The organism is Enteractinococcus helveticum (genome assembly GCF_001657475.1).
Taxonomy (GTDB): Bacteria; Actinomycetota; Actinomycetes; order Actinomycetales; family Micrococcaceae; genus Yaniella; species Yaniella helvetica.
This window is the reverse complement of record NZ_LXEY01000005.1, coordinates 32975-47264: the sequence shown is the minus strand read 5'-3', so window position 1 is coordinate 47264 and position 14290 is coordinate 32975. Positions and strand designations below refer to the sequence as shown.

Below are 14290 nucleotides of genomic sequence, written 5' to 3'. Positions count from 1 at the left end.
TAACTATACTCCGACTTTTTGAAAATGCAAAATCGATTTGGCGCTCATCTCGCCAAGCATGGGTTTCAGGTGAAAAGTAACGTGAAAAAAGCCATTACTGCGACGCTGAGGGGTGCCAAAAAGCCCGGAATTCCGCCATAATGGGGCACAATCGTCGCAGAATTAGGTGTCGTTCATCACTTTTATCCATCAAGGTGACAGGAATGTTGTCTCTGGGCGAAGTTTGGGTGAATCATCTTGCCCGTTGCCTGTAAACAGGCTGCTAAAGTATGCGACATAGACTCTCGTTCCGACCGGAACGGTTCGCAGCACGACGACGTGCTGGTATTGTCATGCTGCGGTTGGTAAGTCGATACGAAAAAGGATCCACATGGTTGAAAACGCCGCCTCTGGTCTGGCTGCACAGATCGAGGACACCGCACCCACCAAACACAAACCACTTTTGGAATGGGTCAAAGAAACAGCGGAGCTGACCCAACCGGACTCTGTCTATTGGGTAAACGGTTCACAAGAAGAATACGATCGCATCGCACAAGAAATGGTCGATGCTGGTTCACTGGTTCGTCTCACGGACCCGCAGTTTCCGAACTCTTATGCGGCCTTCTCTGATCCCGCCGATGTTGCGCGAGTAGAGTCGCGGACGTTTATCTGCTCTGAAAAAGAAGAAGACGCTGGTTTTACCAATAACTGGAAAGACCCGTCCGAAATGAAAGCCATCCTCAACGACGCATTCGACGGCGCCATGCGCGGCCGCACAATGTACGTCGTCCCATTTGTCATGGGTCCACTGGATGCTAAAGATCCAAAATTTGGCGTTGAAATCACCGACAGCCCATATGTCGTGCTGTCCATGCGCGTCATGGCACGCGTTGGCAGTGATGTTTTGAACAAGATCGAAGAAACCGATGCATTCTTCGTCCCAGCGCTGCACTCCGTGGGTGCACCACTCGAAGATGGCCAAGAAGACGTCACCTGGCCATCCAGCGACACCAAATGGATCGTCCACTTCCCAGAAGAACGCTCTATTGTCTCCTACGGTTCTGGCTACGGCGGTAACGCCCTGCTCGGCAAGAAGGCCTACTCGCTGCGCATCGCCTCAGCGATGGCACGTGATGAAGGCTGGATGGCTGAGCACATGCTCATCCTGAAGCTCACCAGCCCAGAAGGCAAGTCCTATACCATCACCGGGGCCTTCCCATCAGCCACGGGTAAAACCAACTTGGCGCTGATCGATCCGACCCTTGAAGGGTGGACCGCTGAGACCCTTGGTGATGACATCGCTTGGATCACGCCAAATGACGACAACGAACTGCGCGTCGTCAACCCAGAATACGGTTTCTTCGGCGTTGCACCAGGCACCGGTTGGCACACCAACCCCAACGCAATGCGCGCCATTAGCAAGGGCAACACCATCTTCACCAACGTCGCACTGACTCCAGAAGGTGGCGTCTGGTGGGAAGGCCTGACCAAAGAAAAACCAGCCAAGCTCACCGACTGGTTGGGCAACGCATGGACACCGGAATCTGCGACTCCGGCAGCCCACCCGAACTCCCGGTTCTGCACCCCGATCGACCAGACGGACATGCTGGCCGAAGAATACTACAGCCCAGACGGCATCAAACTCGACGCCATCCTCTTTGGTGGTCGTCGTGACAACGCCATCCCGCTGGTGACGGAAGCCCGCTCCTGGCAGGACGGCGTCTTCAAGGGAGCAACCTTGTCCTCCGCGCAGACCGCAGCCGCCGAAGGTACCGTCGGCGTCGTCCGTCGCGACCCAATGGCCATGCTGCCATTCATCGGTTATGCCGCCGGTGACTACGTGCAAAACTGGTTGAATATGGAAGACAAAATCGGTCAAGAAAACATGCCGAAAATCTTCCTGGTCAACTGGTTCCGTCGCAACGACGCAGGCAAATTCTCCTGGCCCGGTTTCGGCGAAAACTCACGCGTTCTCAAATGGGTTGTCGAACGTCTTGAAGGACAGGGACAAGGCACCGAAACACCAATCGGTGTGATCCCAACCGAAGATGCACTGGATCTGAACGGTCTGGACATCTCCGAAGAGAACCTCATCAACTCGATCCAGTTCGTGGCTCAAGAATGGCACGACGAGATCCCAATGATCGAAGAATGGTTCACGAAATTCGGTGACAAGCTGCCAGCAGCAATGACCGAAGAACTCGAAGGTCTCAAGGAACGTCTTGGTCTAAAGAACTAAGATTTGCACAACATGGTCAACCGGGTCTGCATTCGCAGGCCCGGTTGATTAGGTTAACAAGCATGGCTTCTTTATACGACGACGCAACCCAGGTCCTATCCGAACTTGTCGGAAAACCCGCAACCTTCCACGACGGACAATACGAAGCGATTGAGGCCATCGTTGCCGATCGCCGGCGGGGACTGGTCGTCCAGCGCACCGGCTGGGGCAAATCAGCCGTCTACTTTGTCGCCACCGCCCTGCTGCGCAAACAAGGCCACGGCCCCACATTGATCATCTCACCGCTGCTGGCGCTCATGGCGGATCAGGTCGCCGCAGCGCAACGAGCCGGCATCGTGGCCGAATCCATCAACTCAACCAACGCAGCTGCCTGGGATGAGATATCCCAGCGTCTGGCACGCAACGAGATCGACGTCCTACTGATCTCTCCTGAGCGACTCAATAACCCAGTCTTCCGCGATACCCAGTTACCGGACCTCACCGACCGCCTGGGACTGTTAGTCATCGATGAAGCACACTGTATTTCCGATTGGGGCCATGACTTCCGCCCGGACTACCGACGCATCGGTGCTGTGATTGAACAACTTCCCAACACTCCCATACTCGCCACGACGGCGACCGCCAACCAACGTGTGGTCGAAGACGTGATTGAACAACTTGGCAACAACGTCTTTGTCACACGCGGTCCGTTGGCGAGATCCTCGCTGCGCTTGTCGGTGCTGCCGGTTGCGGATGCTGCCACGCGTATCGGATGGCTGATCGATCACCTGAATGACTTTGAATCTTCTGGCATTATCTACACGCTGACCGTGGCAGCGGCCGAAGACATCGCCCAGGCTCTACAAGCCGCCGGACACAACGTGGCCGCCTATACCGGCGCTACCGCAGTGGAGGAGCGCAGTGAGCTGGAAGCAGCCCTAAAAGATAACCGAGTCAAAGCCCTGGTGGCAACCTCTGCCCTGGGGATGGGATTCGATAAGCCCGACTTGGGCTTTGTTGTGCACTTTGGAGCACCGTCGTCGCCGGTGTCGTACTACCAGCACATTGGGCGCGCCGGGCGTGGGACCGAACACGCCGAAGCAGTCCTGTTGCCCGGGCATGAAGACCAACGGATTTGGGAGTATTTCGCAACCGCCTCAATGCCAAACCAGGACGTCGCTCATCAGGTGCTCGAAGTCGCCTCGGCACCGCTTTCAGTACCAGCGCTATCAGCCCGGGTCGACCTGTCTGCTTCGCGGCTTGAATTGTTATTGAAGATCTTGGCCGTGGATGACGTGATGGTTCGGACCAAGGGTGGTTGGCAGGCCACCGGTGCTCCATGGGTCTATGACACGCAACGCTATGAGAATGTCGCAGCCCAACGGGTGGCGGAACAAGACCTTATGATCCAATACCAGCGCACCACGCAGTGTCGCATGCGCTTCCTATCGGAAACCCTGGATGATCAATATGCCGCCAATTGTGGGCGCTGTGATAATTGTGTGGGTCCATGGCACCAGCTCGAGATTTCTGCCGAAGCTCGAGGACAAGCCAGCCAGGTGCTGTCGCGACCCGGCGTGGAGATCGCTCCACGACGCATGTGGCCCACCGGGATGCCCAATCTCGGGGTCGACCTGAAAGGCAAAATCGCTCTGCAGGCCGAAGCAGGCCGAGCACTTGCGCGACTCACCGATCTGGGCTGGGGAACAACGTTACGCGCCCTCCAGGATCCTGAGACACCCGATGCCCCGATCAGCCAGGCGCTGGTGAAAGCTGTCGTCGAGGTGCTTGCAGACTGGAACTGGGCACAGCGTCCCATCGCCGTGGTGTCCATGCCCTCGCCGAAGCGGCCGCAGTTAGTGAACTCGCTAGCACAGGCGATCTCCCAGATCGGTCAAATGCCCTATCTCGGCGAATTGGGATGGAACGGACCCGTGGATAACCCGGCAACAAACAGTGCATTCCGACTAGCCCAAGTCATCGATCGTTACAGTGTGCCCCAGCCGCTTCGCCATATGCTGGCGATGGCTCCAGAACCCGGCCCGGTGTTACTCGTTGATGACTTCGCTAACACCAAATGGTCGCTGACCGTCGCCGCAGTTCGACTGCGCGACGCCGGGGCCCAAGGCGTACTGCCCCTGACCCTGGGGACAATCTAAGACCGAATAATGCCCAGCACGGTATCGCGTAACCATTCCATGGTCGCAGTATCCGGGGCCTCGGCATTAAACCGCAGCAGGGGCTCCGTATTTGATGGGCGGATATTGAACCACCAGGTGCCGTCAGCTGCTGCCACGGTCGTGCCGTCCATGGTCGAAACCTTGACTTCGACTCCCGGATCGAATTCGGCCAGCACCTTGGCAATCGTTGCGGTCTGGTCGTGAACTTGGGAGTTGATCTCTCCAGAAGCCACATACGGAGAATACTGTGTTGCCAGTTCAGAGGCCGGGGCGTCCTCGGTGCCCAGCATCGCCAGCACATGCATGGCCGCGAGCATCCCGGTGTCAGCGTTGAAGAAATCACGGAAGTAATAGTGGGCAGAGTGTTCGCCACCAAACACCGCGCCATGCTCGGCCATGTAGGCCTTGATGAAGGAGTGCCCCACCCGGGTTTCGATGGCTCGGCCACCAGCCGCCTCGACAACCTCCGGCACGATCCGCGACGTGATGAGGTTGTAGATAATAACCGGTGTGGTTTCCCCGGCAGCTTTGGCTCGAGCAATCTCACGGACCGCGACCATCGCGGTGATAGCCGACGGCGAGATCGGTTCGCCCTGCTCATCGACCACAAAGCACCGGTCTGCGTCGCCGTCAAAAGCCAACCCAAGATCGGCGTCATGCTCGCGGACGGCAGCCTGCAGATCAACCAGGTTTGCCGGTTCAATCGGGTTGGCAGGGTGGTTCGGGAACGTGCCATCCAGCTCGAAATACAACGGAATAATCTCAATTGGCAGCGACGCTAACACCTGATCGCCCAAGACTGCAGGCGTTGTATACCCTGCCATGCCATTGCCGGCGTCAACCACAATTTTCACCGGCCGGATTGCTGATAGATCAACCAGCGAGCGCAAATATTGGGCGTATTCTGTCAGGGTGTTGCGCTGCATCACGCCACCGGGGCGCTGAACGGCCTCAAGGAATCCCAAATTCAAATATCCCTGAGCCAAACGTTGAATATCGGCAAGACCGCTATCTGACGAAATCGGCACTGCTCCGGCACGCGTCATTTTCATGCCGTTGTACCCGGCCGGGTTGTGCGAGGCCGTGAACACTACGCCCGGGGCATTCAGTACACCTGATGCGTGATACAACATATCGGTGGAAATCAGGCCCAGCTGCACGACCTCGGCACCAGCTGCCGTGGCACCGCGGGTAAAAGCCGCGACATACTCTTCGGATGACGGTCGCATATCACCGCCCACTAACACCTCGGTTGCGCCGGTGACTTCGACAAAGGCGAAGCCCACGGCAAGTGCCACATCGGCGTTAATCGTGGTGTTTTCAATGCCACGAACGTCGTAGGCTTTGAAACTTTCAGAGAGGTCCAGAGCAGGCTGATCAAAAGCAATCTTCACAATTGCTGAGTCTAACCCGAAACCACCACCAGAATAGAAATACCATCACAGGACCGCAGATGGCACACAATGAGAAGGACGACGACGAAAGGTCGCCATGCACCCGCCGAGCAATCCCGACGCACACACCGGGCAACTATGGATGGGGCACGCTCCCAAAACTGCGGGATTTCGGCGCCTGATGACCGGGCTCTTCTTCGCCGGGGTGGCAACCTTTGCCCAACTGTATTCACCGCAGGGCCTATTACCGCTGATTGCCACGGACCTGCAGATTACCGCCGACCAGGCGGCACTGCTCATTTCGGCGTCCACCATCGGGCTGGCGGTAGCGGTCATCCCATGGTCATTTGTCGGGGACCGTTTAGGGCGAAAACCCGCCATGACCATTTCCATTATTGCAGCCTGCCTGTTTGGCCTCGGAGCAACACTGGCACCGACCTTCGGCTTGATTCTGGGCTTTCGGATTCTTGAAGGCGTTGCGTTGGGCGGCGTGCCAGCGCTGGCGATGGCCTATCTCAACGAAGAAGTCCATCCGGCGTCCGCAGGACAATCCGCCGGAACATTCATTGCGGGGACAGTCCTTGGTGGATTGCTGGGCCGGATCGTTGCCGCACCCATCGGGGAGTGGTACCACTGGCGGCTCGGCATGGGTGTTGTGCTGGTATTAGCCATTGCCTCAGCCGTGTGTTTTCTCTTGCTCACTCCCACGGCAAAGAAATTTGAACCCACGACGACGTCGATCCGCCAAGCCATCACCGCCATCACTACGAATCTGCGGTCCCCGGTACTGGTCGTGATGTACCTGCAAGGCATGCTGCTCATGGGCGGGTTTGTCGCGGTGTATAACTTCTTAGGGTTCTACCTGCTCGATGATCCCTTCAACCTTCCGGTATCCGTGGTATCGCTAGTGTTTCTGGCCTACCTTGTCGGGACGGTCAGCTCCCCGTGGGCCGGACGGATGGCCGCCAAGTATCGTCCCTCTCGGGTACTGTTGGCGCTGAGCGCCGCAATGATCGTGGCAATGCTGCTGACCTTAGTTCCCAACATTTGGGTGCTGCTGATCGGTGTGCTGGTCTTTACTGGAGCGTTCTTTGGTGCGCACTCGGTGGCCTCCGGGTGGGCAGGTGCTGCCGCTGAAGGAGGTCGCGCACAATCCACGTCGCTATATAACCTGTGCTACTACGCAGGCTCATCCATCTTCGGGTGGCTTGGTGGCATCTTCCTACGACACTTCGGCTGGCCTGGAACCGTGCTGATGACCGTAGGGTTGACGATGTTGGCGCTGGTCGCTACAGCATTGTTGTACGTTTTTGTTGTCCGACCGCGAATTAATGCGGTCCAAGAGCCGAACTCAACTCACAGCTAGGAACTTGACAGTACAATGGGCGGCATGGAGTTCATTATCCCACTGCTGTTGCTTGTGGTTTCAGCACTATTGGTGTGGGGCCTTATTGCTATATTAGGCCGTTCCGTTGGAGCACCCAGCAACACCAAAGCTAAGTCAGCCGCAAGCCCCCGGGGCAAATCACCTGCACTGTTTGACCGGATGTCTGAAGAAGGTGCGGTAGCTGCTGCTGCGCGCCTGGATGAGGACACCCATAACAAGGTGTACCGGTATCTAGCCGTGGGCCAATTAGCTCAGGCCGCCGAAATCTATCATCGAGCCACTGGCGTGGGTCGCATCGAAGCTTTCGTGGATGTCCAAGCGCTTTACCAGTTCCCTCAGGAACACAGCGTGCAAGCGCCACTGGAAGATGTCGCCGGTACGGATCCATTCATCCCAGATGACAATGCAGCCGATCAGCAAATCACCGATCTAACGGTCCCCACCGATTGGATCGAAGAAGCTGCTGAGATGCCAAAACCGCAGCGTTTCGAGATCCAAGTTCACCGTGGCGACGAAACCATCTCCATGTCATCGGAGGATCTGCCACCGTGGATTCGCGACCAGATTGAAGCGATGGTTCGTGACGAACGCTTCGATGACGCAGCTGAAACGCTCACGGAGCACACCGCTCTGGAATTGAACGAAGCTCAGGATCTCATCAAAATTATTGCCCAGCAGATTCATGCTGCTGACGATGAGGGTAAAGACTAAAACTTTTTCAACCGAACGCAAAGCGCGCCTTAGAAATCATGTTCTAAGGCGCGTTTTGCTATGAAAACATGTTTAGACGTCGTCTTCTGCGACTGGGCCGCCTTCTGCTTCCCAGCGGTCAAGCTGACGAGTCTTCGATGACGAGTGCTTCAGACGAACACCGTAGCCGCCGGCCTCAGAATCGGGAAGGAACAGGGCTCCGTGCTCAATCAGCACATCCTTGATGGCCTGCTTACTCTCATCGGGAAGGTTGATGATCCCGCGCTCAAACTTGCGAATCTTGCTGCGTTCAATCCCGGTCTCGTCTGCGATGTACCAAGTCGAAATACCGACGAGTGCCCGACCAGCTCGCGCGAGTGCAGAATTGAAAACATCGTGTTGTGTCATAATTTTCGTTCCCATCTATCTACTGATCGAGATCATTCATCCGCTGTACTCAGTTTGGCCCGGTCTTCGAGCCGAGTGCAAGGGATGAATGACTTTGTCATCACCTTCTATAGTAGTTCGCAGGCCTGCGGACTTGACAGTTTGTCATATAGCGCTGCCAATATTTGGCCAAGTATTGTTGACGATTCCTCAGGCCAGTAGTTTTTGGGTCAGGAGCTGCCAACCCTGAAATGTATACACGGTGAAAATCAAAAACCTTCGCAAGAGTACAAGCCGAAAGGTCACGCTGCGCGGCGAGGGCACTGCCGCTGACGAAAATGCTCATCCAGTACGCCATGTTACTCAAGCGCAGCCCGACTGCTTTGATTCTGAGTGCGTGAGGTCGTGAAGTCAGGGGAGGAAATGAAATAAGCCCTGCAACCACCGAAGTGTTTGCAGGGCTCTCGCGGCGGAGGCGGGGGGATTCGAACCCCCGGTCCGCGTTACACAGACCCTTCATTAGCAGTGAAGTCCAATCGGCCTCTCTGGCACGCCTCCGGGCTACCGAACAGCACAATGCGTTCAAATAACCCTCTTACCATATCCAATGGAATCGATTTCAGCAAAACGAACCGTTCGTCGTGTCGCAACTACCGTTCTGCTATGTAAGGTGCATCACGAAAGGCTATTGTGTGATGCACGCAATGTATACATAGTCAACCGGCGCGGTTGAGATGGGCAATGGAGACGCAACATGGTGCACAAGCAAGACCCAACAGCGACATACCGAGCAACATTTGATCGTGCCCGTCAGCAACCCGAGGCGTTCTGGCTTGAACAAGCCCGCGCACTGGACTGGCACACCAAGCCCACCACCGCGCTTGACTACGACGGGAAAGCACAGTGGAAGTGGTTTCCGGATGGGCGCCTCAATATCACGTATCAGGCGCTTGACCGGTGGGTTGCTGAGGGCCGAGGCGATCAGCCCGCGCTGATCTGGGACTCTGCCATGACGCAGCAGCAGATCACGTATACATATGCACAACTGCTTGATCAGGTGGCCCGATTTGCCGGGGCACTGCGGGCCCAGGGCATCGAGCGCGGTGATCGAGTACTGATCTATATGCCCATGATCCCTGAAGCACTGATTGCCATGCTGGCGGTTGCACGTCTTGGCGCCATCCATGTGGTGACCTTTGGCGGATTCGCTCCGAAAGAAGTTGCCACGCGGTTGGACGATGCCAAACCAAAAGCCCTGATTGCCGCCAACGGTGGATTAGAACCCTCCCGCGCCGTGCGCTATCTCCCCAATGTGGCCGAAGCCATCGGCCTGGCCACTCACCGGCCCGACGTCGTCATTGTGAAACAGCGTGACGAAATTGACGACACGATCACAGAGTTTGATGTATCGTGGCTGGATTTCGATGAGCAACTCTCGACGTCCGAGCCGGTGGATGCGGTGCCGGTTGCTGCCACCGACCCGCTGTATCTGTTGCACACCTCCGGGACCACATCCAAACCCAAGGCCGTGATTCGCGACCACGGAGGCTACGCGGTGGCTGCTGCCTGGTCGGTGCCAAATATTTATGATGTGGCGCCGGGCGAGGTGATGTTTGTGGCCTCCGACGTCGGGTGGGTTGTCGGACACACCTATATTGTTTATGCGCCGCTGGTAGCGGGTGCCACCACGGTGATGTATGAGGGCAAGCCGGTGGGCACACCGGACGCGGGAGCGTTGTGGCGGGTGGCCTCAGAACACGGCGCGAAGATGATCTTCTCGGCCCCAACCGCTTATCGCGCGATTCGAGCCGCCGACCCTGCGGGAGAACAGTGGCAGCGCTACGACATGTCGAACCTGACCACTATTTTCTCGGCCGGAGAGCGTCTGGACGAGGACACCTACCATTGGTTGGGCACGGTCACGGGCAAACCGGTGGTGGACCACTGGTGGCAGACGGAAACCGGCTGGCCGATTGTGGCAAATCTGCGCGGCTTAGCGCCGATGCCACTGAAAGCTGGCTCGCCGTCCGTGCCGGTACCCGGGTATGACGTGGGGATCGTGAACCCACTGGGGGAGCCCGTCGAGCAGGGGACCGAGGGCAATATTGTCATCAAGCTGCCGCTGCCTCCGGGGGCAATGGTCGGGCTATACGGCGAACCAGAACGGTTCCACTTATCGTATTTAGCGGCGTTTGACGGCTACTACGAAACCGGGGACACCGGATACATCGATGACGACGGCTATGTCTTTGTGCTGGGGCGTTCGGACGACGTCATCAACGTGGCCGGGCACCGGTTGTCGACCGGCACGCTGGAGTCGGTGATTGCTGAGCATCCGGCAGTGGCTGAGACCGCGGTCATCGGGGTGACGGATGGGCTCAAGGGCCAAAAACCGGTGGCCTATGTGGTGCTGACGGCAGATGCTGATATTTCGCCCGAGCAGTTGGCCAAAGAATTGGTTGCGAAAGTGCGCAAAGATTTCGGTGCCGTGGCGGCATTTCGTGATGTTGATGTGGTTTCAGCTCTGCCGAAAACACGGTCGGGCAAGATTCTGCGGCGTACGATGCGCTCGATTGTGGAGGGTGAAGATGTAGCAGCCCCGGCGACCATTGATGACGCCGGGGTCCTGGATACGTTTGCTTTACAGGCGACCCGTTGGGAGTCCTAGAGCGCGTTGGAGACCTCGGCCGCAGCTGCCTGCAGCGGGGGTAACAACTCGGTGAGATCCTCGGGAGCCTGTGTGGTGACGGCAACCGAGGTATTCATGGCTGCCACCGTGGTGTCGGCACGATTAACGATCGGCACAGCCACGGAAGCTAAGCCAACTTCGAGTTCTTCTTCGACCACGGCATAGCCCTGCTGTCGAATTCGAGCCAATTCGGTGCGCAGGGTGGCTTCGTCGGTGATCGTCCGATCGGTCACCTCTGTGAGGTCAGCCGTGGCGAAATACGCGTTCAGTTCCTCGGCGTCGAGCCCGGCCAACAGGATGCGCCCCATTGAGGTCGCATAGGCCGGAAACCGAGTCCCCACGGTGATGTTAATTCGCATGATGGACGTGGTTTCCTGGCGGGCAATATAGACGACGTCGGTGCCATCTAATACCGAGACCGACGTGGATTGCCCAAGCTGTTGAGACAGGTTTGCTAACACCGGGTCGACCAGTTCAACCAGTGGCTGGGAAGCAAGGTAGGCAAACCCCAGGTTCATGATCTTGGGAGTGAGCGCAAAGTGTTTATCATTGGCACGCATGTACCCCAAGCTGACCAACGTGTGGACAAAACGTCGCACCGTGGCTCGTGAGAGCCCGGTGGCTTCGGAAACTTCGGTGAGCGTCATCTTCGGCGTTTGCCCGAAGGCCTCGATGACTTCGAGGCCCCGGGCAAACGACTGGACGAACAGTGCGGAATTAGTTTCCTGTTGCATCAACAAATTCGATGTCCGACTTGGACTGCAGTTGTTCGAAGGTCAACCCGAACAGGCCCTTGACGGTCACGGTGCCAGACTCGGACAGTTCAAAGATCCCGTGGTCGGTGTACAACCGTGACACACAGCCAACACCGGTCAACGGGTAGGTGGCTTCAGGCACGAGTTTGATCTCGCCGTCACGGGTGAACAGGTTCATCATCACATAGACCTGTTTGGCGCCGATGGCCAGGTCCATGGCCCCACCCACCGCGGGGATGGCATCCGGTGCACCGGTGTGCCAGTTGGCCAGGTCGCCGGTGGCTGACACCTGGAAGGCACCTAGCACGCACACGTCGAGGTGGCCGCCGCGCATGATGGCAAATGAGTCGGCCTGGTGGAAGAAGGCCGCACCCGGGGTTTCGGTGACGGGGATTTTGCCGGCGTTAATCAGATCGCCGTCAATCTCGTCCTCTTCGGCGGCGCGACCCATGCCCAGCATCCCGTTTTCGGTGTGCAGGGTGACGTCGTGTTCTGCGGTTAGGTAGTTGGAGACCAGGGTGGGCTGGCCGATGCCCAGGTTGACGAAAGAACCGGGTTCGATGTCACCGGCAACAATTTCGGCCAGGGTATTACGGTCAACGCGTTCATCACGTAGCATGTTAGTTCTTTGCTCCTTGTTCACGGGCGGCCAGGGCGCTCGATTCGGTTTCGATGGCCACCATCACGTCGGTGTAAATCGACGGGGTCACAATGTTTTCTGGATCCAGGGAACCAGTAGGCAGGATCTCTTCGACCTGCACAATGGTTTGCTTAGCGGCGGTGGCCATCATGGGACCGAAGTTCCGGGCAGTCTTGCGGTAGAGCAGATTGCCCTTCTCGTCAGCCTTGAACGCCTTGATCAGTGCCACATCGCCGTGGATGGGGTATTCCAGCACGTAGTTGCGCCCATTGATTTCACGGGTTTCTTTGCCCTCGGCCAGCATCGTGCCGTAACCGGTTGGGCTAAAGAACGCCCCAATACCGGCACCAGCGGCGCGCAACCGCTCGGCCAGGTTGCCCTGCGGAACGAGCTCAAGTTCAATCTCCCCGGCACGGTAGGCCTCATCGAAGTGCCAGGAGTCGGACTGGCGTGGGAACGAACAAATGATCTTGTCCACGCGGCGTTCTTTGATCAACAGCGCCAAACCCTCATCGGCCTGACCAGCATTATTATTGACGATCGTCAGGTTCTTGGCCCCGCCCTCAAGCAGGGCACCAATTAATTCCATGGGCTGACCGGCATTACCAAAACCACCGATCAGGATCGTGGATCCGTCGTCAATATTGGCGACGGCTTGCGCAGCGGATTCTACAATCTTGGTCATATCGTTTCCTTTACTCAGTGGCGTCTTCGTTTTCAACAACCATCGCAACGCCCTGGCCCACGCCGACACACAGTGCAGCGACACCCCAGCGGCGGTTTTCTGCTTTCAGACGGCGTGCCAGGGTCCCCAGCACACGCGAACCGGAAGCACCCAGCGGGTGACCCAGAGCAATTGCTCCACCCCAGGCGTTGACGCGCTCGTCATCCAGGGCAATGCCCCAGGAATCCAGGTTCACGATCACCTGGGCGGCAAATGCTTCGTTGAGTTCAATGGCACCGACCTGATCCCAGGTAATACCCGCGCGTTTCAGCGCCAGGTTGGCAGCAGGAACTGGAGCTTCACCGAAGTACTGTGGTTCATTAGCAGCCGCACCGCGCGAGACGACGCGCACCAGCGGATCGGCGCCCAGGGTTTCGGCGGCGGCTTCAGAGCCCATCAGCACCACGCCGGCGCCGTCGTTCATCGGCGAGGCGTTACCGGCGGTCACGGTGCCGTTTTCTTTCCGGAAGACCGTGCGCAGACCGGACAGGGTTTCCGGTGTGCTCTCCGGGCGAATGGTTTCATCGCGAGTCACGTCGTCAACGGCCACAACCAGGTTGTCGTAGTGCCCGGCTTCCCAGGCGGCATATGCGCGCTGGTGGGACTGAGCGGCGAACTGGTCCTGGCGTTCGCGCGAGACACCGTATTTTTCCACGAGTTGCTCGGTGGCTTCACCCAGCGAGACCGTGTATTCGGCAGGCATCTTCGGGTTAACCAGGCGCCAGCCCAACGTGGTGGAAACCATCTGGCTGTTGCCGGCAGGGAAGGCGCGTTCAGGTTTTGGTACCACGTACGGGGCACGCGACATGGACTCGGTGCCACCGGTGATCACCAGGTCATTATCGCCGGCACCAATCGAGTAGCTGGCGTGGAATGCGGCATCCAGCGAGGAACCACACAGGCGGTTGACGGTAACACCCGGGATGGAGGTGGGCAGCCCGGCCAGCAGGGTCGCCATGCGCGCGACGTTACGGTTTTCTTCACCGGCGCCGTTGGCATTGCCAAAGACGACGTCGTTGATCTTCGTCTGATCAAGGTTTGGGTGGCGTTCTAGAAGTTTGGTGATAACGGTGGCGGCCAGATCGTCCGGGCGGACCTTGGCGAGCGCGCCGCCCATCTTTGCAAACGGGGTGCGTACCGCGTCGTAAACATATACCTGCTGCATGATTCCTTCCGAGCCTGAAGCAAAGGTCGTGATTTATGTTCGTTGTGCGAACAGAAGTTCGTTCTGTGACTCTTTTAGTATA

At 57.6% G+C, this 14290-nt stretch carries 11 protein-coding genes and 1 tRNA gene; 5 read left to right on the top strand and 7 right to left on the bottom strand.

Annotated features, from left to right (window positions below; genetic code table 11):
• The first annotated feature begins 370 nt into the window (after window positions 1–370).
• Both A6F49_RS00810 and A6F49_RS00805 read left to right on the top strand, forming a co-directional pair.
• Window positions 371–2218: a phosphoenolpyruvate carboxykinase (GTP) gene (locus A6F49_RS00810; protein WP_043056715.1), complete on the top strand. Its 1848-nt coding sequence runs from the start codon at window positions 371–373 to the stop codon at window positions 2216–2218.
• A gap of 62 nt (window positions 2219–2280) precedes the next feature.
• A complete protein-coding gene (locus tag A6F49_RS00805; RefSeq protein WP_052504655.1) occupies window positions 2281–4356 on the top strand; it encodes a RecQ family ATP-dependent DNA helicase in 2076 nt (691 codons plus the stop codon).
• Here the strand turns inward: A6F49_RS00805 and A6F49_RS00800 are convergent.
• Window positions 4353–5765, bottom strand: coding sequence for a phosphomannomutase/phosphoglucomutase (locus tag A6F49_RS00800; protein ID WP_043056738.1), 1413 nt, complete (start codon window positions 5763–5765; stop codon window positions 4353–4355). The two genes, A6F49_RS00805 and A6F49_RS00800, sit on opposite strands and share 4 nt — an antisense overlap.
• Window positions 5766–5868: 103 nt before the next feature.
• On the opposite strand from A6F49_RS00800, the gene A6F49_RS00795 reads away from it, so the two are divergent.
• Window positions 5869–7137 carry an MFS transporter gene (locus A6F49_RS00795; protein ID WP_043056713.1) on the top strand — a complete coding sequence of 423 codons (1269 nt, stop codon included), beginning with the start codon at window positions 5869–5871 and terminating at the stop codon, window positions 7135–7137.
• A 24-nt stretch (window positions 7138–7161) separates the two neighbouring features.
• On the top strand, window positions 7162–7869 hold the full coding sequence (locus A6F49_RS00790; RefSeq protein ID WP_150119320.1) for a hypothetical protein: 708 nt from the start codon (window positions 7162–7164) through the stop codon (window positions 7867–7869).
• Between the two features lie 72 nt (window positions 7870–7941).
• On the opposite strand, the gene A6F49_RS00785 is transcribed toward A6F49_RS00790, so the two are convergent.
• The gene (locus tag A6F49_RS00785; RefSeq protein ID WP_043056711.1) at window positions 7942–8256 is read right to left on the bottom strand and encodes a hypothetical protein; all 315 of its coding nucleotides are present in this window, start codon (window positions 8254–8256) and stop codon (window positions 7942–7944) included.
• A gap of 449 nt (window positions 8257–8705) precedes the next feature.
• Window positions 8706–8793: transfer RNA gene (locus A6F49_RS00780), tRNA-Ser, on the bottom strand.
• A 196-nt stretch (window positions 8794–8989) separates the two neighbouring features.
• Between A6F49_RS00780 and A6F49_RS00775 the strand changes: the two genes are divergently transcribed.
• Window positions 8990–10903, top strand: coding sequence for an AMP-binding protein (locus A6F49_RS00775; RefSeq protein ID WP_043056710.1), 1914 nt, complete (start codon window positions 8990–8992; stop codon window positions 10901–10903).
• On the opposite strand, the gene A6F49_RS00770 is transcribed toward A6F49_RS00775, so the two are convergent.
• The 4 genes from A6F49_RS00770 to A6F49_RS00755 are packed head-to-tail and all read right to left on the bottom strand — an operon-like array spanning window position 10900 to window position 14208.
• Window positions 10900–11658: an IclR family transcriptional regulator domain-containing protein gene (locus A6F49_RS00770; protein WP_043056709.1), complete on the bottom strand. Its 759-nt coding sequence runs from the start codon at window positions 11656–11658 to the stop codon at window positions 10900–10902. The genes A6F49_RS00775 and A6F49_RS00770 overlap by 4 nt on opposite strands.
• Window positions 11642–12298, bottom strand: coding sequence for a 3-oxoacid CoA-transferase subunit B (locus tag A6F49_RS00765; RefSeq protein ID WP_043056708.1), 657 nt, complete (start codon window positions 12296–12298; stop codon window positions 11642–11644). Before A6F49_RS00765 ends, A6F49_RS00770 begins: the two co-directional genes overlap by 17 nt.
• A 1-nt stretch (window position 12299) precedes the next feature.
• On the bottom strand, window positions 12300–13004 hold the full coding sequence (locus tag A6F49_RS00760) for a 3-oxoacid CoA-transferase subunit A (RefSeq protein ID WP_043056707.1): 705 nt from the start codon (window positions 13002–13004) through the stop codon (window positions 12300–12302).
• 10 nt (window positions 13005–13014) lie between these two features.
• Entirely contained in the window at window positions 13015–14208 is a 1194-nt protein-coding gene (locus A6F49_RS00755; protein WP_043056706.1) for a thiolase family protein, read from the bottom strand.
• Window positions 14209–14290 lie beyond the last annotated feature (82 nt).